At 47.1% G+C, this 24,870-nt stretch carries 25 protein-coding genes and 1 riboswitch; all 25 genes read right to left on the bottom strand.

Annotated features, from left to right (window positions below; translation table 11 throughout):
• Nucleotides 1-2: 2 nt before the first annotated feature.
• Nucleotides 3-1,025 carry a Gfo/Idh/MocA family oxidoreductase gene (locus V5G20_RS03680; protein ID WP_327955773.1) on the bottom strand — a complete coding sequence of 341 codons (1,023 nt, stop codon included), beginning with the start codon at nt 1,023-1,025 and terminating at the stop codon, nt 3-5.
• Nucleotides 1,022-1,951 (bottom strand): SGNH/GDSL hydrolase family protein, encoded by a 930-nt coding sequence (locus V5G20_RS03675; RefSeq protein WP_327955771.1) that lies wholly within the window; start codon nt 1,949-1,951, stop codon nt 1,022-1,024. Before V5G20_RS03675 ends, V5G20_RS03680 begins: the two co-directional genes overlap by 4 nt.
• 23 nt (nt 1,952-1,974) lie before the next feature.
• Nucleotides 1,975-2,715 (bottom strand): acylneuraminate cytidylyltransferase family protein, encoded by a 741-nt coding sequence (locus tag V5G20_RS03670; protein WP_327955769.1) that lies wholly within the window; start codon nt 2,713-2,715, stop codon nt 1,975-1,977.
• Nucleotides 2,667-3,800 carry a UDP-N-acetylglucosamine 2-epimerase gene (gene neuC, locus V5G20_RS03665; protein ID WP_327955767.1) on the bottom strand — a complete coding sequence of 378 codons (1,134 nt, stop codon included), beginning with the start codon at nt 3,798-3,800 and terminating at the stop codon, nt 2,667-2,669. The genes V5G20_RS03670 and neuC overlap by 49 nt, the downstream gene beginning before the upstream one ends.
• Complete coding sequence (locus tag V5G20_RS03660; RefSeq protein WP_327970429.1) at nt 3,793-4,827, bottom strand: N-acetylneuraminate synthase family protein; 1,035 nt, start codon at nt 4,825-4,827, stop codon at nt 3,793-3,795. The genes neuC and V5G20_RS03660 overlap by 8 nt, the downstream gene beginning before the upstream one ends.
• Nucleotides 4,824-6,725, bottom strand: a complete 1,902-nt coding sequence (locus V5G20_RS03655; protein ID WP_327955765.1) for a motility associated factor glycosyltransferase family protein — start codon at nt 6,723-6,725, stop codon at nt 4,824-4,826. The genes V5G20_RS03660 and V5G20_RS03655 overlap by 4 nt, the downstream gene beginning before the upstream one ends.
• Entirely contained in the window at nt 6,712-7,308 is a 597-nt protein-coding gene (locus V5G20_RS03650) for a hypothetical protein (protein ID WP_327955763.1), read from the bottom strand. Before V5G20_RS03650 ends, V5G20_RS03655 begins: the two co-directional genes overlap by 14 nt.
• Nucleotides 7,309-7,465: 157 nt before the next feature.
• The gene (locus V5G20_RS03645; protein WP_327970426.1) at nt 7,466-8,299 is read right to left on the bottom strand and encodes a flagellin; all 834 of its coding nucleotides are present in this window, start codon (nt 8,297-8,299) and stop codon (nt 7,466-7,468) included.
• Between the two features lie 180 nt (nt 8,300-8,479).
• Entirely contained in the window at nt 8,480-8,725 is a 246-nt protein-coding gene (gene csrA, locus V5G20_RS03640) for a carbon storage regulator CsrA (protein ID WP_003388324.1), read from the bottom strand.
• Between the two features lie 11 nt (nt 8,726-8,736).
• The gene (gene fliW / locus V5G20_RS03635) at nt 8,737-9,150 is read right to left on the bottom strand and encodes a flagellar assembly protein FliW (RefSeq protein WP_338463165.1); all 414 of its coding nucleotides are present in this window, start codon (nt 9,148-9,150) and stop codon (nt 8,737-8,739) included.
• 13 nt (nt 9,151-9,163) lie between these two features.
• On the bottom strand, nt 9,164-9,739 hold the full coding sequence (locus V5G20_RS03630; protein ID WP_327970425.1) for a DUF6470 family protein: 576 nt from the start codon (nt 9,737-9,739) through the stop codon (nt 9,164-9,166).
• Between the two features lie 24 nt (nt 9,740-9,763).
• Nucleotides 9,764-10,666 carry a flagellar hook-associated protein FlgL gene (gene flgL, locus V5G20_RS03625; protein WP_327970424.1) on the bottom strand — a complete coding sequence of 301 codons (903 nt, stop codon included), beginning with the start codon at nt 10,664-10,666 and terminating at the stop codon, nt 9,764-9,766.
• 33 nt (nt 10,667-10,699) lie between these two features.
• Entirely contained in the window at nt 10,700-12,175 is a 1,476-nt protein-coding gene (flgK, locus tag V5G20_RS03620; RefSeq protein WP_327970423.1) for a flagellar hook-associated protein FlgK, read from the bottom strand.
• 26 nt (nt 12,176-12,201) lie between these two features.
• Nucleotides 12,202-12,705 (bottom strand): flagellar protein FlgN, encoded by a 504-nt coding sequence (locus tag V5G20_RS03615; protein WP_338463164.1) that lies wholly within the window; start codon nt 12,703-12,705, stop codon nt 12,202-12,204.
• 33 nt (nt 12,706-12,738) lie between these two features.
• Nucleotides 12,739-13,014: a flagellar biosynthesis anti-sigma factor FlgM gene (gene flgM, locus V5G20_RS03610; protein WP_003388330.1), complete on the bottom strand. Its 276-nt coding sequence runs from the start codon at nt 13,012-13,014 to the stop codon at nt 12,739-12,741.
• Nucleotides 13,015-13,177: 163 nt separating this feature from the next.
• Nucleotides 13,178-13,606 (bottom strand): TIGR03826 family flagellar region protein, encoded by a 429-nt coding sequence (locus V5G20_RS03605; protein ID WP_003388331.1) that lies wholly within the window; start codon nt 13,604-13,606, stop codon nt 13,178-13,180.
• Nucleotides 13,607-13,737: 131 nt separating this feature from the next.
• Nucleotides 13,738-14,586, bottom strand: coding sequence for a ComF family protein (locus tag V5G20_RS03600; RefSeq protein WP_172921182.1), 849 nt, complete (start codon nt 14,584-14,586; stop codon nt 13,738-13,740).
• Nucleotides 14,583-16,556 carry a DEAD/DEAH box helicase gene (locus tag V5G20_RS03595; protein ID WP_251255284.1) on the bottom strand — a complete coding sequence of 658 codons (1,974 nt, stop codon included), beginning with the start codon at nt 16,554-16,556 and terminating at the stop codon, nt 14,583-14,585. Before V5G20_RS03595 ends, V5G20_RS03600 begins: the two co-directional genes overlap by 4 nt.
• A gap of 134 nt (nt 16,557-16,690) precedes the next feature.
• Nucleotides 16,691-17,062, bottom strand: a complete 372-nt coding sequence (locus tag V5G20_RS03590) for a hypothetical protein (protein ID WP_003388336.1) — start codon at nt 17,060-17,062, stop codon at nt 16,691-16,693.
• A gap of 92 nt (nt 17,063-17,154) precedes the next feature.
• The gene (locus V5G20_RS03585; protein WP_003388337.1) at nt 17,155-17,862 is read right to left on the bottom strand and encodes a response regulator; all 708 of its coding nucleotides are present in this window, start codon (nt 17,860-17,862) and stop codon (nt 17,155-17,157) included.
• A 27-nt stretch (nt 17,863-17,889) separates the two neighbouring features.
• A complete protein-coding gene (locus V5G20_RS03580) occupies nt 17,890-19,032 on the bottom strand; it encodes a sensor histidine kinase (RefSeq protein WP_003388338.1) in 1,143 nt (380 codons plus the stop codon).
• Entirely contained in the window at nt 19,032-20,045 is a 1,014-nt protein-coding gene (locus V5G20_RS03575; RefSeq protein ID WP_122958759.1) for a polysaccharide deacetylase family protein, read from the bottom strand. Before V5G20_RS03575 ends, V5G20_RS03580 begins: the two co-directional genes overlap by 1 nt.
• A gap of 185 nt (nt 20,046-20,230) precedes the next feature.
• Nucleotides 20,231-21,436 (bottom strand): methionine adenosyltransferase, encoded by a 1,206-nt coding sequence (gene metK, locus V5G20_RS03570; protein WP_003388340.1) that lies wholly within the window; start codon nt 21,434-21,436, stop codon nt 20,231-20,233.
• Nucleotides 21,437-21,574: 138 nt separating this feature from the next.
• A riboswitch (SAM riboswitch) is annotated at nt 21,575-21,675 on the bottom strand.
• A 53-nt stretch (nt 21,676-21,728) separates the two neighbouring features.
• Nucleotides 21,729-22,202 carry a hypothetical protein gene (locus V5G20_RS03565; RefSeq protein WP_003388342.1) on the bottom strand — a complete coding sequence of 158 codons (474 nt, stop codon included), beginning with the start codon at nt 22,200-22,202 and terminating at the stop codon, nt 21,729-21,731.
• A gap of 25 nt (nt 22,203-22,227) precedes the next feature.
• The gene (locus V5G20_RS03560) at nt 22,228-24,774 is read right to left on the bottom strand and encodes a S8 family peptidase (RefSeq protein ID WP_003388345.1); all 2,547 of its coding nucleotides are present in this window, start codon (nt 24,772-24,774) and stop codon (nt 22,228-22,230) included.
• Between the last annotated feature and the right edge of the window lie 96 nt (nt 24,775-24,870).

Genomic DNA, 24,870 nt, shown 5'->3' with positions numbered 1-24,870 from the left:
TATTATGTAAACATGTATTGCCTAGAAACGGCTTCTTCATCTGTCAGCGGCAAAGTTATCGGTTTATTCCCTGCTCGATGCGACTCATGTATTCCGATAATAACCTCTAGAGCCTCTACAGCGTGTTGTGGATTATCAAAAAGGTTATCTTTCAGCATATTCAATATAAGTTCATAACTACTTTGAATAATATTTCTATCTAATATTCCTGACTCAATAACTTTTAATTCTGTTCCATATCTCGTAACTGGCAGAACTCGATCTTCTATGGTTCTCGCTTCTAAAACATATGTCTTTTTCAAATCATTCATGGTAATCCGTCCATATTTTCCATTTATTACAAGAAGAGGCGGAATACCCAAATCCTCAGTCATTTCAAAGAACATTCGTGTACCGGATTCAAAATGTAGAATGGCGTATCCGCCAGGATCTTTAAATTGTTCCCCGCGAGGATTGGGAATACCCTCGTCGTTTAAAAAGCCATATATCTGTATGACCTTCTGATCTAATAAATAGCTAACCAGATCAATGAAGTGTGTCCCATTGCATGCCATTTGCCCCCCGCCCATAGAAAACATAACGCTTTCTACGGGGCCTATAACGTTTTCTTTAATCTTTTTCCGCAATTCATAAGAACAGGACGCCCATCTTTTAGCATGGTTGACAGCAAACAGTACTCCGGACTCCTTAGAAATCCTGATCATTTCCCTAGCTTGAAACAAGGAGGTTGCAATCGGCTTTTCACAAATAATTCTTTGCACGCCGTATTCAACTGCATCTAAAAAAAGTGAATAATGGCTCGGTCCATTTGTTGCGATGATCAAGATATCTAGGGCCTCTGATTTTAGTAAATCATGATGATCTGTATATGATGAAATCTCAAGGTCTAACGAACGAGCTTTCAATGTTTCAACTGCTTCTTCTTTTAGGTCCATTACCGCCACTTTCACATTACCCAGAAGCTGGACTGCCTCTATGTACCTTTGACCCATCGGCCCCAATCCAATGATTCCTACTGTGGTCATTTATTCATATGCTCCTTTATCGATTCTATTAGTTTAAATAAATTAGGGTGTTGAATATGATTTAAGCGAACAAATTTTATTAATTCAGCCGTGGTGCCCCAATCTTCCATCTGAAAGGAAAGATATATCAAATTGTACAAGTTGTCCCCATAATAAGGAAACAGCTCATACGATTCGAGAAAATGACGATAACTTGTCATTATATCAACTTCGTAGTGGAGACAACCGTTTACATTTTCATAGAACGCTTTTATTTTTGGAAGTAGCAATGTACTAACTAGCTGGTTACCTTGTTTGTTTAAATGATGATCATCAGGTAACAGGAATTGATTGGGGGCATGCGGCAGTACATGCGTTTCCATATCCACAAAAAAAACTTGATGAAAGTTTTCTCCGCTTTTCAATATTTGGTTATAAAGAGAAATTTGCTCTAATAATCCCGGGAATTTCTGCTCCATTTTCATTGATGTTGGACAAATCCCAATTACAATCATTTTTGTTTCTGGTCGTTTTTCTAATAATTTAAGTATTTCTCGATAATACAAATCAAACTCACTAGCGTTAACAAGTTGATTGCCATTTAGGTCTTGACGGAACCAACAGTCAACGATTCCTACCTGCAAGATGATAACATCTGGTTCGAAATAAAAAAGATGATCCCAAAATTGTTGAGCAATATTTTTAATGGTGGAGAAGCGCTGTGCACGGTTTGTTACTGAGAAATCCGCAGATGGATAATCTGCTCTAAGTTGCTTTTCAAGCAAAAAACCATAAGTCTCTTTAAAATGTACAGCAAGTTCTTTTTCATTTATAGGGTCATATTCTTTGATTCTATGTGGTCTAGGAAGTGCAAGAGAATCACCAAGAATTAAAATGTTCATGTTGTCACCAGACTTTTTGATTTTTTGGGAATCAGTATTCTGCACAACCACCTGACTCTTATCTTAAATTAGTCAGATGATCGACTCATAAGCATTTCGCAAAAAAGAAAATCTCGCTCCGAGTCTATATCTATACTACTATTCTCATCCATATAGTAAGGTAGTACCGGATCAACAAAGAATGAATTCTGTTCCAAGAAAGCGACCGTCTCCATAAAATAGATGGCGCCATTTTGCCGGACAACACTTGGCAATTGCTGTCTAGGTTTACTTAAACTCTGTCTGTTTTTTAATGGAATAAGGATTCCATTCTCCTCATAAAAAGTCTTGTAAGGATGGTGTTCTACCTCGGTAACACTGACTGTGCATCGAGAATGAACCTTCATGCTAAAATCTATGCAATCAGTTATATGTTTTTCGTTGCGCATCGGAGAGGTTGGTTGAAGGAGTACAAAATATTTTGGTAGATCCCCTTTCGCCATGCAATTCTCCAATACATGGCGAACAACATCTTCTGACAATGCGGTGTCGGTTGCCAGTTCCAAAGGGCGATTGATTACCTTAACTCCTGCCTCTAGGCTAATCCGCTTAATCTCTTCGTCCTCAGTACTTACGATACATTGATCGATCAAAGGACATGCTAAAGCTGCATCGATTGTGTATGATATGAGAGGTTTTCCAGCAATATGGCGAATGTTTTTTCGATATACTCCTTTGGAACCCCCGCGTGCAGGAATTATTGCCATGATCTTCGATTTCACTATCTCGGAATCAATTCCTGAAAATGCTTTTGCTTCGAAGTCTGCCATATTGCCCCCTCCTCCAGAACTTTCATGAACAGCTCCGTACTATTACCAAAACCAAAACTAAAACACGGCTCTCTCCTGACCGTTTTCAAGACATTCCTTGTAGCTTGAATGATCTCGCTATAGTCATTTGAAATATGGTAAATGGAGTTGTGAAAGAAGCGGTTTCGCTGTCTCGTACCAATATTGATTGTGGGCAAACCAAATACCGGTGCCTCATGAATACCTGCGCTAGAATTACCAATAATAAACTGCGCATTCTTTAATAAAGTTAGGAAATATTCAAACCGCAAAGATGGAAAGATCCTAAAGCGGTGATTATTTTCCAGCTTCTTGTATTCCGCTAAAATGTCATTACTACCTAAATCATTGTTTGGATAAATGACTACATAGTTATGACCACTGTCGATTAATGCCCTTACCAGGTTATTCGCATATTCCCGCATATGCTCAATTTCCGTTGTCACTGGATGATATAAAACAATACCGAAATTTTCAAAGTGAATATTATAGCGTTTTTGAGCATCTGAAAGAGATGGTAATTTGTCTGAAAGCATAATATCAATATCAGGTGAACCAATAATATAAATGTTTTCAGTTTTTTCTCCAAGTTGTTCCAATCTAGTAGCAGCTTCCTTGTTTGCCACAAAGTGAAGGTGGGATAACTTCGAGACGGAATGACGAATAGATTCATCAATTGTTCCTGACAATTCCCCGCCTTCAATGTGGGCCACCAAAATATTATTTAGTGAACCAACAATAGCTCCCGCAAGGGCCTCTATTCTATCTCCGTGAACAACAATCAGATCAGGTTTGTCTTCATGAATAAAGCGCGACAATCCACCAATAGTGTTGGCTAAAACCAAATCCATGGGCTCTCCATGGATTTGGTTCATAAACGTGTGGATATTTTTATACCCTTCTTTATAGACTTCTTCAACCGTATACCCATATCGTGAGAGGGTATGCATCCCCGTTACGAAAATAGAGCATTCAAATAATGGAGAATCATCAACAGCACGAATGAGAGATTTTAACTTACCAAAATCCGCACGTGTACCTGTCAGAAACATTATCTTTTTATTCACTTATATACTCCCATCGAACTTGTTCGTCTTTTTTGATATTTGTTGTTGCCTTTTTTCCTAAAAGACTATTAAAATGCTCTGCTTTAATTTCACCAGTTCCCGGTCTCTTCACCCATATATTCTCCATCGTTAATTCCTCACCAGCCTCGATATCACGTAATGTCACCACACATGCGTACGCGAAGTTAATAGTCGGCTGTTCTGCCTCCAATATTTCTTTTCTCCCTCCGATTGCTTGAAAGATAGCAAAACTGCCTTCAATCAATTCCTTTAGTTCCTTCGGATCCATGGAAATTGGGATATCCGGTCCAGGCCAGTTTTTATCTGAGGTAAAGTGTCGTTCAAGAATACTTGCCCCCAAAGCTACCGCTCCAAAAGAAGGGTAATTGGATAAGGAGTGATCCGATAACCCTAAAACTGCGTCCGGAAACGTATCCCTTAACTCTTCCAAAGCTCCCAATCGCACTTTGTCATAGGGAGTAGGGTATATACTTGTACAATGCAACAATGCATACGGTGTATTATACTTTCGTAAAATATCAACTGATTTTTTGATGCTATTGATATCATTCATACCCGTACTTAAAATAATTGGTTTTCGATAACGAGCTATATGCTCCACTAAGGGGTAATTGTTGCACTCACCTGAACCTATTTTGTAGGCCACAACTCCCATCTCTTCTAGTTGAACAGCAGCAGCCCGAGAAAATGGTGTACTTAAAAAAATCATCCCCTTTGACTCGGTGTATTCCTTTAAACGATATTCCTCCTCTTTTGAAAGTGCACACCGACTCATGATATCCCATATGGACTCTTCAGCATTTCCAGGAATAACATTATTGGGAACCATTTCGTCATGGACCACATGAGTCTGAAATTTTACACACTCACATCCTACTTCAAACGCATCATCAACCATTTGTATCGCTTTTTCAAAGCTTCCTTCATGGTTAATCCCAATTTCGGCTATAACCAAAGGAGGATGATTTGGTCCAACCTTCCTATTTCCTATAGTAATCTCTCTCATTTTTTCACCCGCTCTAGTTGAATATTAGAAGCACCTCGAATGTTTTTAACACTTTCTAAAAGTTGGTCTAATACTTTTCTAACTTCAATCAAATCCATACTGCATTCAAGTATAAAATGCGGAAGCTGTTTCTTTACCCTACGAGCCTTTACAAATTCGTTCTGTTCAAAGCGCAAGTCAGAAAGTAATTTTGCAATCAAGGATATGCGAACCCTATTCATGGGTTTGATAATTAAATCATAACATTTATTTTTCTCCAAACCGTTAAAGACACGATCAAATTTCGTAAAAACGGAAAACAAACCTGAGCTATTCCCAAAATCGGCCTCTCTGGCCATCTTTTTTACAAGACTATCTAAGTTTGACAGTAACTCTTGCAGCTCCTCAGCATCTCTCCTTAATTGTCTTAACCTCTTCTCCGTATGATCCAAATCATAACTTGCTTTTCCTTGTTCATTAATAAACCAATCTCGTTCAACCACTTGTTCAGTCAGTTTTGTTTTTATCACTTCATCAAGTGGAATAAAATGGGTGCCCTTTATATTGGCCCCACCTTTCGTAGTATTTATGACTTCTATATCTTTTATTTCTTTAATGAACATCTCCATTAAGAGTCTCATCCTGTTAAGTCCAGGGCTTGTGTAAACCTGTTTGCCTAAAACATCTTCCACCTGTATTGCGTCATTTTCTTCTTCCTTAGTCAGGTTAGTGGGACGGTAGTCATATTCAATGCCTTCAGCATACATTCGATTATTTTTATAAGCAAAGTTCTGTCCAACTAATATGACTTGTTTGCAGTTAAGTTTATGGAGCAATTGCAAGACAATGATAGCAATTGATGGTGTATCTTTTAGGAAATACAAGTTTTCTTGATGATCCGATTTTAACAAGTATCCTGCAGTTGTATCTTGATCAATCAACATATGAGTCTTAGGACCTGGATACTGTTCTAACGATTCATATCCAACCGTACTGCCAAAAATAAGAGGGATGCTATCTATGTTTTGATCAATAATCTTCTGGAAAACGACCACATTCTCTACTTTAGGGTCAAAACTGCAAGTCGCATCCGGGTGAATACCACATTCTATTAACGAATTAATTGCAGAACCGACGGAAAAAATGTAAGCAAGACCATTTTGCTTGATATAGCGCAAGTTCTCTATCTCCTCCGATAAAGAGGGCCCTGCAGACACTAATAAAACAGGTTTATTTTGGAAATGTTTTTTTTTCTCGAAGATATTATTTGTGGATAAGGTAAACGGAAGGTTCTTTAAGCTATTTAGTACCCATCTTTTCTCAAACAACAAATTAATGTGATAAGTATGCCTTTTCTCTCCTACGACATTTAGAAAACTTTCAATAAAAAATTTGTGTTTTTCTGCGAAAGCCTTCTCATATGACGGGTGAAAGATAAATTCCACATCACCTGGCTGCTGATTTACAAAATGACTGGCAAATTTAGTAGGATTAGAGTTTATTCCTTCAACATAGATGTTTTCTGGGAGTCTTGTTAGTTCTTCTTTTAGACTCTTCTTAGACATATATTGATAAAAAATATAAGGAGATGGCTCATAAATACTGTACGAAACCTGTGGATATTTCCTTAAAAACTCACTAAGAAGGTACCCTAAACCTACTCCATAAAAAAAAACATGCTGATTCTCTTTTATCTCATACTGTTCGAGAAATTTTACTGCTTCGTTTCTCGGATTATATCTGGAATGAATATAATGACAATGATCGTCTTCGGATTTTATATAAATCGTTAGTTCATGGTTTTTCGCTTCTTCTATTAGATAAGATTCTAGTTCCGGTGTGTTTTCAACCGTTTTGACCTCCTCCCACACCAATGGAAAGTATTTTTTCAGAAAGGAAATATTCTCAACTAAGCACATTTTTATTTACCTCTTCATCCAAAACTTTCTTACTTACAACATGCAATTTATGTATTTTTGTTATGATGTCGTACTGTATGATATCTCCAGCAAGAACGTAATCCTTTTCTTTCAAAGCTTGCTCAAACATTCTCAACTCTTCCTCCAAGCTGAAATCAGAGTAAACTGTTTTGAATGACTGAGCTTTCCAAGCAATAAACTGAAGCGTTTGGTGAATCCAAGCTAAGGCTTCCATCAAATGCCCTACTTTTCCCCATGTATCAGTAGTCGTGCCCTGATAAAATTCGGTCGCTAGCTTATCAAGTTCTGGAAAAGCTCTTGTTAGATATTCATCAATAGAAGAGTGTAGCTCCCTAATAAATTGTTTGTTCGACTTAAGTAGTATATCGATTCTTTTAATTTGCTTGATATGGGATAATATATATTCTTCATGGTTATCCAAAACCTCTGTTCCATCCACAATGACGATGTCTAAAAATGAATCATTTTTTTCTAAAGAAATGTTAATATCAACAAATAGTTGCTTTACACCCGACTCGTTATTCTCGTATACAAACAATTTCTCGGCTATCCATGCTTCCAAGTTGTCTCCTCCATTCTGTTCCATGCACTCTTCAATATTATTATCGGATAAATGGCCTCTATTTTTTATGAAGTGGCTAAAAAAGCCCGTTAACAGAGAAACTCCCTCTACTGCCAAATGGCAAGGAGGGAGTTTCTCTGTTACATAAAGATGTATATTAGCGCAGTAATTGAAGTACACCTTGTGGCAATTGGTTAGCTTGAGCCAACATTGCTTGGGAAGCTTGAGTAAGAATGTTGTTCTTCGTGAACTGCATTTGCTCTTTCGCCATATCTACGTCACGGATACGGGACTCAGCAGCAGTCAAGTTTTCAGAAGTAATGTTCAGGTTGTTAATAGTGTTTTCCAAACGGTTTTGGTTCGCACCCAAGTAGGAACGAGCAGCACTCACCTTGTTAATAACATCCTCAATTCCAGCAAGAACGGAACGAGCGCCGGATTGAGTAGCAATGCTCCAGCTAGCTACAGTGGCAGAAACACCACCGGATCCTTTAAGAGAAAACTTGCTCAGGTCGAGATCCAGTGTTTGTGTAGAACCTTCACCGATTTGGAAGCTGATTTTTCCACTTCCAGTAGAGTTCAACAGATCAATACCGTTGAATTTGGTATTGTCTTGGATATTGGTAATTTCTTTATTCAATTCAGCCAGCTCTTCTTGCAGACGAGCGCGGTCAGCATCGTTACCGTAAGTACCGTTCGCAGATTGAGTAGCGATTTCTTTAATGCGAACCAGCATGTTGTTTACAGTTTGCAGAGCGCCCTCAGCAGTTTGAATCAGGGAGATACCGTCTTGGGAGTTGCGGGAAGCTTGCTCCATACCACGGATTTGTGCACGCATACGCTCGGAGATGGAAAGACCAGCAGCGTCGTCAGCAGCGCGGTTGATGCGGTAGCCGGAAGACAGCTTCTCAACGTTTTTCGCCAAAGAGCCAGTGTTTACGCCCAGTTGACGGTGAGTGTTCATTGCAGAAATATTGTGGTTGATAATCATTTCTGTTTCCTCCTTGATTTTCGGCAGTCACGTCCCTGTGACTGCTGCAAGTAATTGGGAATCATCGCAATCGCGCGCTTGCGACCTTTTCCCTACATTTCTATTATCGGAATAGGGTCATAGGACCTTTAGTGTTTTTTCTACTTTTTTCTTCAGAAAAACAAAAAAGTGACGATCTTTTTATTGATCATCACCCGGTTGTGTTTTCCTGAGTACTTCTTTCATCTTGGCCCAGTCCGTTTGGTGCTGGGTGGCCAGTCTGTTTTCTTCTTGAATTGCCTCGTAAATCTCCTTGCGGTATACCTCGACGTTGCGTGGGGCTTCAATCCCTATGCGGACTGTATCGCCCTCTACGGCGATCACTTTGATTTCAATGGTGTCGCCAATCATGATCGATTCATTTTTTTTGCGGGATAAAACGAGCATTGGCTCACCACCTACTCTGTCACGGCCGCTCTGGGTTCTAGCAACGGCTGGCGAATGGAATAACGGTCATCTTGCAATATCACCTGTCTAGCCATGCGTTTTCCCAGATTGACGACGATCGGAGCCTTCAGGTTGGCCGTTACCTGATTTTCTCTTACGGTAATAATGACAAAAACTCCGATTGGTGTATCCTCTTCGATGCTGAGCACCGTTTTCGCTGCTTCCGTCAGGGAAAACTCATACTCCGGAAAAAAGACGAAGGGATTGACTACCCAAAATCCGACTTCTTCTTCTTCGGCAGATTGAATCAAAAAAAACGGACTTTCCTCCTCCTGCTTTAGCAGGAAAAACTGCAGATCGCCAAACCCTGGTATTCCATCCTCAAAAAACAGTTTGCCCAATTCCACCTGTTGGTTTGCATTCATAATCGTCCCTCGCTTATACGCTTCGATCAACAAAAATGCCTACCGCTTCCATCTGAAGGCTTGGCCATTTCAGGATGTAAGGCTCTACTTTTCCGGGCGTATACGTATGGACTGGCGGCTTCAGGACCGGATCCATCCTCATCCCGTTTCGCTTTACATCGATCACGACCGGTTTCTTTTCAAACTGTACGTGCACACCCTCATCCAGGGAAGCAGCCGGAGGCGTGTAGCCGTCTCTCAGCAAAATTCCTCTGTCCAGAGCCAGATCGGCAATGGGATTCCCCCCGGATTCGATCCGCATCATCGTATCGCCTTCGTAGCTGATTTGACCGATCGCTTCCATGAGCTTTGACCTTCCGTAGGAAGCGATGTTGTCGCTAAATTCCATGCTTGTCATGATGCCGATGTTGCTGCGGGCCTGACTCGCATCGAGAGACATCTCCATTCGGCCTTGCTGGATTGTGAGAACTGCGGGCTCTTGGCGCAAATTCATCTCGGCGCGAGGCTGTTCAATTTCCTGAACAGGCTTTCGTATGTTCAATCCAAGCTGGACGAAGGTGCTCTGCATCCGTATGTGCGGCAACTGCATCCTTCCAACCTCCCTTCACTCAGGTCAACGCAGGAAGTCCAGCAATGTCGGCTGGATGATCCGTGCACCAGCACCCAAGGCAGACCGGTGTACGCCTTCCTGTGTTTTCAGGTTGGTGATGACCTCGGCGATGTCTGCATCCTCATTTTGGGACATTAATTCCTTTATGTTTACTTCCTGTACGTTCAGGCGCTCTCCAATCAATTCGATGCGATTGACACGCGCTCCCAATGTTGCACGTTCGGCCAGAAGATTGTCATATTGCTGGGAAATCTCGTCCTGAAATTGAGTTGCTGACCTTCCGCTGCTCAGCTCTTCAATGATATTGTCCAGCACCTTAAACATATTCCCCGCGTTATCCGGGTAATTGAAAATCTTTTGGGCATTGATATTGGCGGCAGCAAATACATTCTGACTCAATTCGAGAAGCACTTCCGAACTGTTTTTGTTGATAAAGTCCCCTTTTCCGCCATTTGCCGTTTCATCGTACGGAGCCTTGTCTGTTTCGGTACCGGCAAAGATGTACTTGCCGTTTATCGTTTGGTTGGCAAGCGTCCCCAGATGTTTTTTCAGTTCCGCTATTTCCGCTCCCATGGTCTTTAAATCATCCGGTGAAGCGGCTCCGTCGCCGGAATACACAAGCAGCTCGCTGACACGCTTCATGACGTTTCCCACTTCATCCAACGTCTTGTCGGTCAAATCCATCCAAGACATCGCTTCATTGACGTTGCGCTTATACTGATCATTTTCCATCTGGGAAGAACGATAGAACATTCCCCTGGTCGCCACTACAGGGTCATCGGAAGGGAGGTTAATCTTCCTTCCGGATGCCAGCTGTTGCTGCATCTTGTCCATATTCAGCATCGATTTATGCAAATTGCGCAGCATGTTGCTGTTCAGCATGTTTTGCGTGACACGCAAGGCCATGTTAATTCCCTCATTTCAATTAAGCTGTAAAAATCACAAGCCCACTCGACCCATTCCGTTGATCACTTTATCCAAAATCTCATCCATGCTTGTCATGACACGTGCGGAAGCGGTGTATGCGTGCTGGTATTTCACCAATTCGGCCATTTCATCGTCAATGGATACTCCAGATACGGATTGGCGCTGGTTATCAATCGTTCCTACAATCATCTCGGCATTTTGTTGATTCCGCACCGCCTCTTGGGCGTCAATACCCAACTGACCGATTGTATAACGGTAATAGTCGTCTAGAGAAGAGCTTTCCTTCAAATCATTGGGTCCTGGACCGGGTTGGAGCACCTTGAATTTGATTGCCGCGATTGCGAGAGCGTTTTTGTTGTTTCCGGCTGCGCTTCCTCCGGTTTCCGGCTGTGCGGCTGCAATCGCATCCAGGCTTGCCAGGATCGCCGGATTAATTGTGATCGTCCCTGCCCCTTTTGGATAGTCCTTTCCTCCTGCCGGAGTGGTGACATCTACAAAAAACGGCAAGTCTTGCGATCCCCCGTTTTTCATATCGTTTAAACTGACGCCTTTTCGGTGGACCTCGTTAATCTCTTTGGTCAGGTTGATCGCCAGTACGTCCAAGCGGTGCATGAGATTGGGAACGATTTGATTCCGGGACTCGTACACGCCAGCCATATACCCTGTCGTTGGCACAAATACGCCGCCCTCCAGCGTCATATCTAGCAACCCGTTGGCATTCTGTTGTGTCGCTACTGGCTGGGACTCAATTCCGTTCACGAAGTTTCTGTTCTCGATCGTAACGTTTACCATGCCGTTGGCAGCCGGCGTCACTTTCACTTCGACCAATTTGGACAGCTTGTCGAGCAGAACGTCTCGTTGGTCATAAAGGTCATTCGGCGTATAGCCATGCGGTACGATATCTCCGATTTGACGGTTCAGACTGGCAATCTGCTGTCCGAGGGAGTTGATCTCCATAGCCTTAACGCCTACCACGTTATTGAGGTCCCTCTGCACTTCTTCCAGATGCTTGTACAGACTGTTAAACGTATCGGCAACCGCCTTCGACCGCTCCCTGACGACAGCTCGTGCCGACGTGTTGGTCGGGTCTTTGGCAAGATCCTGCCATGCCTGCCACATCTGGTCCATTACCTTTTGAAGTCCGGTATCAGATGGCTCGTTCATAATGCCTTCCAGCTTTTCCAACGTTTCCAGTCGGCCGTCCCAGTAGCCTTGACGCTTGTTCTCATTTCTGAATTGCGCATCAAGAAAATCTTCCCGCAATCGTTGCAAGCTTACGACATTGACCCCTGTTCCCAGCAGGCCTGGTTCAATCGTTGCCATCATTCCAGGGTACGGAAGCCCCGTGGTCGCCTGCATATTGGCTCTCTGACGCGTATATCCTTCCGTATTCGCATTTGAGATGTTGTGTCCCGTCGTGTTCAGGGCAGATTGCTGCGCGAACAATCCGCGCTTGCTTACTTCTATTCCGTGAAAGGTAGAGCGCATATCGGCACCTCTTTACTTTATTTTCATCATGCCTTTTTGTTAAAAAACGTCCGTGCATGATTTCGATACCCATCCGACCTGGCAGTCCTGCCGTAAAAAAAGTCATCCTCCGGCGAGTCTGTCACCAGATCCAGAGTCATATTTACAAATGAAAGAGACTGCTCGAGCAGCTGCTGATTCAATTCGTTCGCTTTTCGCAGTTCGGAAACAATCCGTGTCAACTCATCCCGAGCCTTCATCAAGCGGGCCTTCTCTTCCGGGCTGGTCGTCAGCTTGATCAATTCCGCCAGGGTGCCGTTGTCGCGGTGAATGCCTTGCTCGGCAAACATTTGGGCAACGAGAGATTGGCGCGTGTCCTCGGCCGCACTCACGGCTTTGATCAGCTTTTTCTCCTGAGTGGTAATGGCCAGCAGTTGATCCACGTCGCCTTTGATTAAGACTTCCTTTTTTTGCACCGCTAACGTCTGCAACGCCTTATGCAGCTCGATCAAGTTGTCGAGCAGCTCGTAGAGGTTGCTCCATTTCGTCATGCTGCTCCCTCCACCCAAGTGGTCTGATGGTCCCTACAGCTTGCGCCAGAAGGAGAGGAACTTCTCTGCGATCTTGTCGCTTGGGACCTTGTACGTTCCTTCTTCCACCTGCTTCTTCAGGTTGTTTACCTTTTCTCTCCGTTCAGGAGACTGGGGGTCTTCCACCTGTTTCAACATTTCCAGCGCCTCATTCGAGATGTTGACCTCGTCCTTGCCCATCGGGATACGCCCGTTTTTGGCCGCCGGAGCCTTTCCCGTGTTGTTGTATGCATTGATCATGCCTGTGCGATTAGGTTCGTTAATTCGCATCTATTACCCATCCTCTCAAACCGAAAAAACTTGGCAATCCATTCGTCTCCGCATCGCTGCCGTTTCATCTATAGGGAGAACGAAAAAAAGAAAACCGACGATACTGTCTCTTAGTAGTATCATCGGCAATTTCCCTTTGGTCGATTAGGTTTTTTCGCGAAAACTATTCGCCAGGTTTCGCCCTTCTTCGATAAGCGGCCTGTGCGAGTTTCTCCCGTCTTTCCTCTTCCAATCTGCGGTCTACTTCACTTTGCTGGGTAATATCGTGCTGCAGACTGCGAACACAAGAATCGCAGAGGTTTCCACTGCGGATCAAGAACCCGCAGCTTTCGCAAGGATAGCCAAGATTGGGGCTTCCCTCGATGGAGATGCGCCCTTCTTTGATAAATTTGGTAATCTGTTTGACACTGACACCTGTTGCCTCGCTTACCTGATGAATGTTGGCTCCCCGATTTTCTCGTTTCCGCAAAAACCTGGCACACTCTTCGTATTCCTTTTCCACTGCCTGATAGCATTTGGGACAAATATCACGGACAGTCTGTACAAACAGGGCATCGCAGCGCGAACAGTTGGAAAGTTTGCCCAGAGACATAAAGACAACTCCTTTAACCGATCCGAGTCTCATTCGTGATAAAAACTGGATGTACTACCATCATATCGAAAAATGGCGAATGTACAAGAAGAAACGCTGATTGTTCCAAAAAGGACAAATACATTACAGGGTTATCGAAAGCAGGTAAGAGCAGACACCTGACAGGTATGACCCAGCGCTTCCCGAATCGCTGCAGCACACGCTCGCAATGTGGAACCAGTCGTATAAATATCGTCAACAATCAAGACTTCGCGAGCCTGTTTTCTGATGATTCCACCGATTTGGCTGCCTGTATACATACAGGTAAAGGCCCCTCGCATATTCTCCTCCCGCTCTCTCTTGCCGCGCTGCTGACTGAGCTTGGCCGTCTGCTTTGATCGTTTGAGCAGGGGAATGTACGGTATGCCAATCTGTTTTGAAAGTCCATCCGCTACCAGCTCCATCTGATTGAACCCTCTATCAGACAGCCTGCTTTCATGCAGAGGCACTTCCGACAGGCAGGAGAATCCCGCTGAATGATAGCTGCGATAGTATTCAATGGCCAGCAAGGCGCTAAAGAAAGCAGCCATCCGCTCGTCTCCGCGGTATTTAAAGCGACTGAGCATTGCCTTTCCACACTCGTCATAGGGCAGCAGCCCTCTGTTTCGCAGAAGAGAATTCCCTTTCTCCTGAACAGCCAGGCAATCCTTGCACACCCTCCTCTCCTGCTGACTGAAGTCAGCTCCTATTGGGGACTGATACATCTTTTCCCCGTTTCTCACCTGATTAACCATATCCCGACCGCAACACTCACAGATGAGAGTGCCAATCACTTGCCATTCTGCCAGACAACTGCTGCACAACGGCAGACTGTCGACCAGCCGATAGATCCGGGGGTATGTGGCTGGCCGTGACAGAGCGCGACTCCATCGCCCGACGAGCTCTTCACGGCGTCGTCCCGAAACGATTCCACCGCAGCTTACACAGGCGGCCCCGCTCATGACTGTCCTCCTGCCTGCTGCAGACTGGCAGCAAGCTGGTTCATCCGATTGATCTGCCGAATCGCCGCTCGGGAAGCGGATGTCCGGTATTCTTCGATAAAAAGCACTGTACCGCTTGGCGCGTCGCTAGACCTGCCCACTCGACCCGCAATTTGCACGAGTGATGCCTCATCAAAGACAGGAGCTTCCGTACCGACGACAATGACATCGCTGCGTGGAATGGTCACCCCTCGTTCCAGAATCGTCGTCGTTACCATTACCAGCAATTGCTTGGCCCGAAAGAGGCGAACCTTCTCCTCTCTCTCCGGATCTGCCGCATGGACTCCTGCCATCGCTTGGCTGTATCCCGGCAGTCTCCGTTGCAAATAACCGAGAACAACGGGCACCTGGTCGACTCGCGGGACAAACACAAAGACCTGGCGTCCGCCATCCAGCGACGCAGCCAGCGTCTCTAGCAAAGGCCGAATGGAGCGGCCGGCTGACAGATGTTTATGCAATCCCCTGACCGTACAAACGAGTGGGACGGGCAGCGGCGAGCCATGATACCTGCCCGGCAAAAGAACATGCGTCCGGGAATGCATATGCGATTGAGCTCGCTTGGGCACCAAGCGCTTTTGCAGGTAGCGCGGAGGTGTCGCGCTCAAGTACAAAATCTTGCCGCCGGGCTGTACCGCTCGCGATACGACGCGGTACAAGACCGGATTATTGTGGTAGGGGAAGGCGTCCACTTCGTCAAGCACAACGAGCGGGAATCGATGATAAAACCGCATGACTTGATGGGTGGTCGCTATCGTAATGTCGCTGTCCTCCCATTTTTCTGTACTGGAACCGTGGACGGCAATCACCCGGGCATTTGGAAAGACTTTCGCGATCCGTGGAGCCAGCTCGAGCACCACATCTTTTCGCGGAGTAGCAATCAATACCTGTCCACCAGCTCGCAAGGTCTCAGCCACTGACGGAAACAGCAGCTCCGTCTTGCCCGCTCCGCATACGGCCCAGAGCAAGAACTCGCCGAGGCCCGGCCTGTCCGAGGCAACGAACTGGCGCGCTTTTTCCGCAGCCATCTTTTGCATCGGCGAGTAGGTGCCTTGCCAGTCGAGAAGAGCTGCTCTCCGTTCATAGCTTGTGCCCGCCATTCGCTCTCCGGTGAAACCACGATTTACCGTCCGCTCACAGAGTTTTCCGGGACTTACAGCTTCATAAGCTTGGCTTGCCTTTTGCCTCGGGACACAGAAATACGGTGTGCAGCATTTGCTTCGCCCCATATCCAGACACTCTGTACAGTAGGCACACCCCTGTCTGCATGAATGGCAGCGCGTCAGCACGATCGTTTGCTCCGATCCGCACCTCGCACACGTGAACAGCATGCGATGTCGCAGCCAGCTCCTCCTTATTCTCCACTCAATTCCCGGCCTCCGCTCTGCTTTTCCCGATAAGACGATCCACTGAAAGCAGTACTCCAGCGACCTTGGTGCCCATCCCTTTTTGTTTAAAAGAACACCGACCTCGTCCCACAAAAGAGCGCGCCCGCTCATCCATGCAAGCAGCCGTTCGGATTCGCGTTTCAGTTCATCGGTGTCTTCCAAAGTATCTTTGCTTGAAGGCGACAAAGGAAGCGTGTCTGCTTGTTCTCCGCTCCCCCCCACACTTTCAAGCGATAACCATTCCTTTTCAATCGGAGTCATGCCTGCTGCCTGCTTGCCGTATAATACAGTAGCCTCTCTCACGTGAGCGGAGGCGAGAGCGCGATAGCTGTCCACGCTTTTTTCCGTAAACGCATGATCTCCAAGCGCATTGTTCAATTCTCCGCGCAGGGAAAAAGCGAGAGCCAGTGACTTGCTTTTGCCGATCACATACAGCTGTGCCCCCTCCCTTTCCCGCCAAAATGCCTGATCTACCTGAAAGCACGGCGTGATATGGGCTTGCGCCGCTCCCCCCGACACTTTGATGTAGAGCAAGTATTCCCGCATAGACTCAACCCCCGCCGATTGTTGTTATGGACAGTTTGCAAAAAGACTGCAGGGGATGCAAAGAAATCTCTACGGAAATCCCATTGGAACTCTCATAGAAAAGCAAGAGCCCTCTGAAAACGCAAAAAAGCGCGCTATTGCGCGCGCTCCTGTTCGCCCTTCTGGCGAAGATCTATGGTCATGACGGGCTCGCCGAACGCGCCTTCCCGATCTTCCCTGCACGGGTAGTCTGTCCGTTCCAACACCGTCATGATCCGGATGGTATCGTCAACCGATCCATCATCTTGATACGAAATGCAAATAGGGGTTCCTCGCAAATACGAGTGGAATTGAAGCTTCCTGACAGCTTGCTCCACCACATCCCCCGAATTGAACAGCAGCAATCGATAGTGCTCGTAAGTCGGAGGGACATCTTTTGTCGTCCGCCTGATCCAGAAATTCGCCAATCCCACAAGTAAAGAGGAGCACCCATATGCCGCCAGCAACCACACGACCAGCTCTTCCATCACGGTCATACCTCCTCTTACGATCAAGGTATGCGGGATAGCTTGGACACGGTGCTGCCAAACGGCAAATCACAAGCAGAAAAGAAGCTGCTCTACAGTTTTACCCAGCCATTCTTGATGGAAATAACTACAGCTTGCGTACGGTCCTGCACGCTCAGCTTTTGCAAAATGCTGCTGACGTGGTTTTTCACCGTCTTTTCACTAATAAACAGGAACTCCCCGATCGCACGGTTGCTCTTCCCTTCCGCCATCAGCTGGAGAACCTCGCGTTCACGGCGGGTGAGCGACTCAATTACCTTCGGATCGATTGGTTCCGCATCATCCACGGCTATACCGCGATCATTCGTTCCTTCCTGCTCGCTCAACCGGCGGAATTCCTCGATCAGCTTGCCGGTTACCTTTGGATGTATGTATGCTCCACCCGAAGCGACGACACGCACCGCTTCGACGAGATCGTTCGTGCCCATTTCTTTCAGCAAGTAGCCTGACGCCCCCGAGCGAAGCGTACGATATACGTATCCTTCATCGTCGTGGATCGACAGCATGATGACGCGAGTGCCGGGACTTACGGAAATAACTTGTTCCGCAGCGGAAACACCGCTCACATTTGGCATGTTGATGTCCATCAGGACTACGTCGGGCTTGTGGTCCTCGGCCAGACGGAAAGCTTCTTCTCCGTCAGCGCCCTCTCCCACGACTTGAAAGTCCTTTTCCATTTCCAAAATACGCTTGACACCCTCACGGAACAGTTGGTGATCATCCACAATAACGATGCGAATTTCTTGCTGTACCTTCTCCATATTTCATCCTCCCTGTACACTCTTGCTTCAGAATTTGACTGGTATTTGAAACATGACCTTTGTTCCCTCTCCAGGGGAAGACTGCAATTCCATCGTTCCCTCAAGCAGCTGGGCACGTTCTCTCATGCCGAGCAGCCCGTAGGAGCCTCCCTTGGCCTTTTGTGCTGCCTGATCAAAGCCGATTCCGTCATCCTTGACCACTAGGCGCAACGTATTTTCCTGAAATTCAATTTTTACCTGAACCATACTGGCCCCGGAATGCTTTTCAACATTGTTCAAGCACTCCTGCACCAGTCGAAACATCGCAGCCTTTACAGAGCTTTTCAGCGGCTGCTCTACGCCAAAGACAACCAGATCAACGGAGATTTTCGTGCGGTCCTCATACGTCTGAATGTACTTCTGCAGCGTCGGGACCAGCCCCAGATCATCCAATGCCATGGGCCGAAGGTCAAAGATAATCCGTCTGACGTCAGCCAGACTGAGGCGGACCATTTCCTTCAATTCGTGCAGCTCCATCTGCGCTTCCAGAATGCGTTCATTTTTCAGCATCTTTTCGACAATTTCAGACCGCAGCACGACGTTTGCCATGGATTGAGCGGGCCCGTCATGGATTTCACGCGCTACCCGCTTCCGCTCTTCTTCCTGCGCCTGGATTACTTTCAGACCCATCAGCTGATGCTGTTTGGCCTCCTCCAGAGCTTCCCCTACCTTGCTCAGGTCGCCGGTCAAGTACCCCAGCACAACCCCCATCTGCGTAACCAGCTTTTCTGCTCGCTCGATTGTTTCCTCCAGCGTGCGAAGCTGCCTCTCCAGATCGTTTCTCCGCTTTTTCAAATTGTCTTCCCGTTCCCGGTAAATGGACAATTCTACCTGAATACGGTTGGCTTCTTCATAAGCGATGCGGATGTCTTCCTCTGTGTATGTCTGAAAATTACGGCTAACCAACACCAGGCGCGCTCGCGCCCTTCGGTAGGAGAGCTCCAGTTCATCTACCTTGCTTATCACTTTCGCTATTTCCTGCCGCAATTCATGCAAATCATGTTTTAAGGAATTTCCTTCTTGCCTGGCATTTTCGGCGATCTCGAATATTTGCGATTTGCTCGTCTCTACCGTCTCGATCGTGCGATTGATCACACCATCCAACATGGTAATACTGATCGCCTGATTCATTATTGATCTCCTTCTACCTCGTTTTTGACCGTCTGGAACAGCGCCTGCAGCTTGGGCACATCCATTTCCCTGATCCCGACATCGTATCTGGGGATGGAAAGCGGATTCACCTGGGCCGTTACCACACCTCGATTTGAATTGAAGACAAATCGGTAGCCCGCTTGCTTGGCTATGTCCAGTACGATGTCATTGCTGTATCCAAACGGCAAGGAAATAGCTTGCACCTGCTTGCCCACCAGATCGCTCAAGCCGACCCGCGACATCGTAAAATCTACGTAAAGGCGATTGCGGTATTCTTGTTCGTCTTCGAGCCGTTTGAGCTCCTCCATGTACACAGGTGCTGTCTCCGGTCCCAGATCTCCCCATTCGTTGCGGGCCCTCTCGTCGTGAAGACTGTATGTATGAGAAGCGATCTCCACCAACCCGGTCTGCAGCATTTCCTTCACTTGCGGACGGGATAGCGGCGTGGTCATTTTTTCTCTCTTTCGCTCCTCGGTATCCCGCAATCGTCCAAGTATGGCAAAGTTGACCGATGGGAACCGATACTGCTGCATTACGGGAAAAGCATGTGTGTAATAACTTTCATACCCATCATCAAATGTAAGCAAGACTGCATTCTCAGTGGGCAAAACTCCTGTCTCGACAAAACGCACAAATTCCGCCAGTGATATCGGATGAAAATTGTTCTCGAATAAAAACGTCATATGCTCTCTAAACTGCTCCGCCCCAATAACATAGCGCTGGTCAGAATCGTCGGTCACATGATGGTACGTCAATACGACTACCCGATCTCTATACCAGAGCTTGGAGGACGCTGCTTCTTCCCGTTTTTTTTCTGTCTGTGGTGCAGCCGATTGCTCCTCGCTTGTGCTTATAGACGTAGTGACATGGGGGAAAGGTTGCACTTTTGGAGCCTCCTCTTTAAAAAAAGAGGCAGTATCGGGCAGTCCGGCAGTCACAACGAGCCCTAGCGCAATGAAAAATACGAGAAAGAAGGGCCACCTCTTCGGCACAAAAAACTCCCTCCTTTATGCCTATATAGGAATTTCGACATATACGAACGGATTCCTTTATGAACTGAATTCCAGCAGTTTGCCGCAAGTCTTAAGGCCTAGTCTTCTTAAAAATATAGAGGAAATCCGTTTTCAATGACAGAAAAAGAGCCTAGTGTGTATCACTAGGCTCTCGCGCTTGGTCTTTACTTGGACAGCCCTGCTGCATCCTGCTTGAGCGCTTCTGCCTTATCTGTGCGCTCCCACGGCACATTCAGATCGTTGCGGCCAAAATGGCCGTATGCCGCTGTCTGCTTGTAGATAGGACGACGCAGGTCAAGCTGCTTGATGATACCTGCAGGACGAAGATCAAAATGCTTGCGGATTAGTGTTACCAATTGGTCCTCGGCAATCTTGCCGGTCCCAAATGTATCTACGCTGATGGACACTGGCTGTGCGACACCAATTGCATAGGCCACTTGTACTTCGCATTTTTCAGCCAAGCCGGCAGCGACGATGTTCTTCGCTACATAGCGGGCTGCATATGCGCCGGAGCGGTCCACTTTTGTCGGGTCTTTTCCGGAGAAAGCACCACCGCCGTGACGAGCGTATCCGCCATAGGTGTCGACGATAATTTTGCGGCCTGTCAAACCGGCATCCCCTTGTGGTCCGCCAATAACAAAACGGCCAGTCGGGTTGATGAAGTATTTGGTCTCGGCATCCAGAAGCTCTGTTGGCACGACAGGCTTGATCACGTGCTCCATCAGGTCGTTCTTGATTTGTTCCAGAGTGGTTTCCGGAGCGTGCTGGGTAGAAATAACAATCGTATCAATACGAACCGGCTTATCGCCGTCGTATTCTACAGTCACCTGTGTTTTACCGTCTGGGCGCAGGTAGCTCAAAGTGCCGTTTTTACGCACTTCGGTCAGACGGCGAGCCAGCTGGTGAGCCATGCTGATCGGCAAAGGCATCAGTTCAGGAGTCTCGTTGCAGGCGAAACCAAACATCAGACCTTGGTCGCCGGCACCAATCGCTTCAATCTCAGCATCAGTCATTTTCCCTTCGCGGGCTTCCAGCGCCTGGTCTACACCGAGGGCGATATCGGCAGACTGCTCGCCGATAGCGGTCAGAACGCCGCAAGTGTCGGCATCGAAACCAAACTTAGCGCGATCATATCCGATTTCACGGATGGTGTCACGGACGAGCTTTTGAATATCCACGTACGTGTTCGTGGTGATTTCCCCTGCCACGAGTACCAGACCAGTGGTAACGGAAGTTTCGCATGCTACGCGAGCATTTGGATCCTTGGACAAAATGGCGTCCAGGATAGAGTCGGAAATTTGGTCACAAATCTTATCCGGATGACCTTCGGTGACGGATTCAGAAGTAAACAGACGACGACCTTTTTGCAAAGACATGTGTACTACCTCCTTTGACCTCATACAAATAGTGTGGTAGCCGAAACAGGTTCTTATTAGACGAAGGCACAAGCAAAAAAAAACCTTTTCCTGTTTTAGAGGAAAAGGTGCTTGGTGTTTGCGTTCCCTACCCTCTTATCGGCCAGAACAGGTATCCGTTCTGCTGGTTAGCACCGCTCGAGTCGGTTGCCGGGCTTCATGGGGCCAGTCCCTCCGCCTGCTCTGGATAAGAGTATCCATTACGGATAATAGAATAATCGTTTTTATAGCCGGTGTCAATAAGCGCTTAGCGCAATTCGTATTTACCGCGAACCATAATGTGCGCGACACCATTGTAGTTTGCATTCAAGCGCAATCCGCGATTGTCCGAACGGGCGATCAAGAGCAGATGATTGGCAGCGACCTGAGCTCCCGCTCGGAGGTCCTTGCCCTCGGTAATATCTGTCAAGCCATCGCCTTTATCGCCGGCTACTGCTTGTACTTTTCCCGTACGGACGATAAATTCCGTACCCTCAAAACCGTACAGCGTCTGCCCCGGGTGCAGCTCAACCACTGTCAACCCCGTCGAGACGGATGCACCGCCTGTGCCTGCGCCTCCGCCAAGAGCTTTTTGAATTTGCTGATCCACATAGCTTTTGGTGACGACCGGATCATCCGCTGAGCCCGGGACACCGGAAACGCCGTCTGCCATCGCCTGCGAAGCAAAGACCCCCATCCCGACAATTGCTATGGCGAGGATTCCCTTGGTTGCTTTTTTCATTTATGTTCTCTCCTTTTCCATAGAGTTACAAACTGTAAGCCTTCGCCAGCAGGACGACCACCTCTGCACGTGTAGCTCTTCCCTGCGGCTTGAACGTCCGTCCGTAACCGCTTATCCACTTTTTCGCCGTCAGCGCCTCAATGGCGGGAGACGCCCAGTGACTTGTCGGCACGTCGGTAAACGATGACCTGCTGCGATTATAGAGCACGAGATTATTTGCTCTGGCTACCATCAGTGCCATTTCTGCCCGTGTGATCGATTGATCCGGCAGCATGGTGCTGTTTGGATAGCCGCTGATGATGCCGAGCTGGTGGGCAGTCAGCAGATTGCCATAGGCCCAGTGATTTTTAGAAAGATCCTTGAACGGATTTCTGCCTGTATACGTAACGATATTCATCCCTTTGGCCCGCATGGACTGGATCAGCATCGTCGCAAACTGGCCTCGAGTCACCGACTGGTCAGGCTTGAAGGTCGAATCATCAAAGCCTTTGACGACTCCCTTCGTGCTGAGTCTGGCGATCTCGTTGCGGGCCCAGTGCGTGGAAATATCACGATAACCCGCGATCAAAGGCTGCTTGGTCAAAGTCAGCCGGTACGAATCGTATTTAAACGGCAATGTGGTTGTCAGACGGATATAATACTTGCCCGGCTTCAGCTTCATGCCAAGCACCTCTTTGCCCAGATCGGACAGCTGCGCTACGTCGTTTGTGGCAAAGAGCGAGTAGTTCAATGTATCCGAACCGTACAGCTCCAGCCGCATCCCTGTCGATACGGGAACGAACGGAGCGCGTATGCTGACGTAGGATTCGGAATCGACCGTAAATTGGAACCAGTCCTGATCGGTATGAGTAGGCAAGGTTCCTGTCATCAGCGTTCCGTTGGCCAAAGGTGACGCCTGGCGATATGTATCGTTGGGCTCATTGGTATCCTTCCGAATCGGCGTATAGGACACGTCCAGCTTGTACTCGCCGTTCACCTGATTTCGCCAGTACTCGGTCAGCCTGATGTAGTATTTGCCCGGCGATACTTCCTTTTGGGCGCGCTCGGTCGGGTCATTCCGGTCGCCTTTGTCAAATTCTTCAAAGGCTTGTCCCTCTTTGCCGATCTTCATGTTCAGATCGATCCGCTTGGTATCGGCAGTGACTGTTACGTTTAGCCGGCCGTATTCGCGGACATAGTAAGAAAACCAGTCCTCGTCGCCCTCTTCATGGAAGTTCCCGATTACGGAAATTTGGTTGCCTACCAGCGGGCGGGCCGTATCCATTGTATTGTTGCGCTCATACTTGTCCGGATTGATCGTAAACCGGCTGGTCAACAGATAGGTAAAGCCCTTCACACCGAAGCTTCGCTCCATCCTGATGTACATTCTACCAGCTTTCACCGGTACAGTCAGCGTGTCTCCGTTCCCTATGTAATAGGTAGAAGCTTCGCGATTTTCAGGGAAGAAAGTAGCAGCCAGCGCGGTTGTATTCGTTGAAGTGACAGTTGCGACCAGTGTCACTTTTCCGTCATAGGGAATATCCATGAAATACCAGTCCATTTTGTCGGACTCGGACAAACTCGCCCTCAGCTGTGATTCAATCGGAAAAGCCTTGGCCTGACTCCGAGTATTATTTGGTTCATGAAAATCCATAGACAGCTTTTCGGTAATGGCTCGATTGACATCGACCAGTCCATATCCTGTTTGCCGGTCCCACCCTTTCTCACCGAGATCCTCAGCCGTCTGGTACAAGAGCTGGCGTACATCCAGCGGCGTCATATTCGGATTGCGCTCCAGCACCAATGCCGCAGCGCCCGCTACCTGAGGAGCTGCGGCTGACGTGCCGCTAAATGCTCCGTATTTCCCCTTGGGCTTGGTCGTGTAGATATTAAAACCCGGAGCGACGAGATTCAACTCCGGCCCTGTGTTTGAATCATAGAGCGGCTTCAGGTTTCCTTTTACAGCTCCAACTGCAATTACGGTTGGATAAGCAGCCGGATAGGCAACCCGGTTCGCTTCGTTTCCGCTGGCGGCCACTACAACTACTCCACTAGCTTCTGCTCGCTGGATGGCGGCCGTCAACGACTTTGAATAGGAGAGACTACTCACGGACATCAGAATGATTTTGGCTCCTCGATCAATCGCGACGTTAATTCCTTTTGCAAGCAGCTCTACATCTGTCTCGCCGTACTTGTTCAAGACCTTGATAGGCAAAACCCTTGCATGCCTTAAAACCCCCGAGACTCCGATGCCGTTATTCCCTCTGGCCGCCAATATGCCAGTAACAGCGGTACCATGTCCGTTTTGGCTGTCATCCTGGGCAGATTTCCCCGGCTCAACCAGGTTGATTCCCGGAAGGATGTTTCCTTTCAAATCGGGATGGTTATGGTCTACTCCCGTATCAAGGACGGCAATAGTAACTGTGCTCCCAGTAACTTTTCTCCAGGCCTGATCAGCTTTGATTTGCCTCAAATGAGTCTGATTGTTGATATATTCGTCATTGGTAATGGCAGCCTTCGCCCTCTGGCTTCCCCCAAATGCAGCCATTAACCCTACTGAGACAGCGACAACTGTTAAAATAAATTTCCTCATGTAACTACAGTCCTTCCTCCCTTTTCTCAACCGAAAAAGGAATACAGGTGTTTGAGCTTGTTTTTACAAAAAAGCCCGCTCCCTTGTAGCCTATTC

Source organism: Brevibacillus borstelensis, from assembly GCF_036700025.1.
Lineage (GTDB): Bacteria > Bacillota > Bacilli > Brevibacillales > Brevibacillaceae > Brevibacillus > Brevibacillus borstelensis.
The sequence above is the reverse complement of the archived record's forward strand: the minus strand, read 5'-3'. Positions and strand labels throughout refer to the sequence as shown.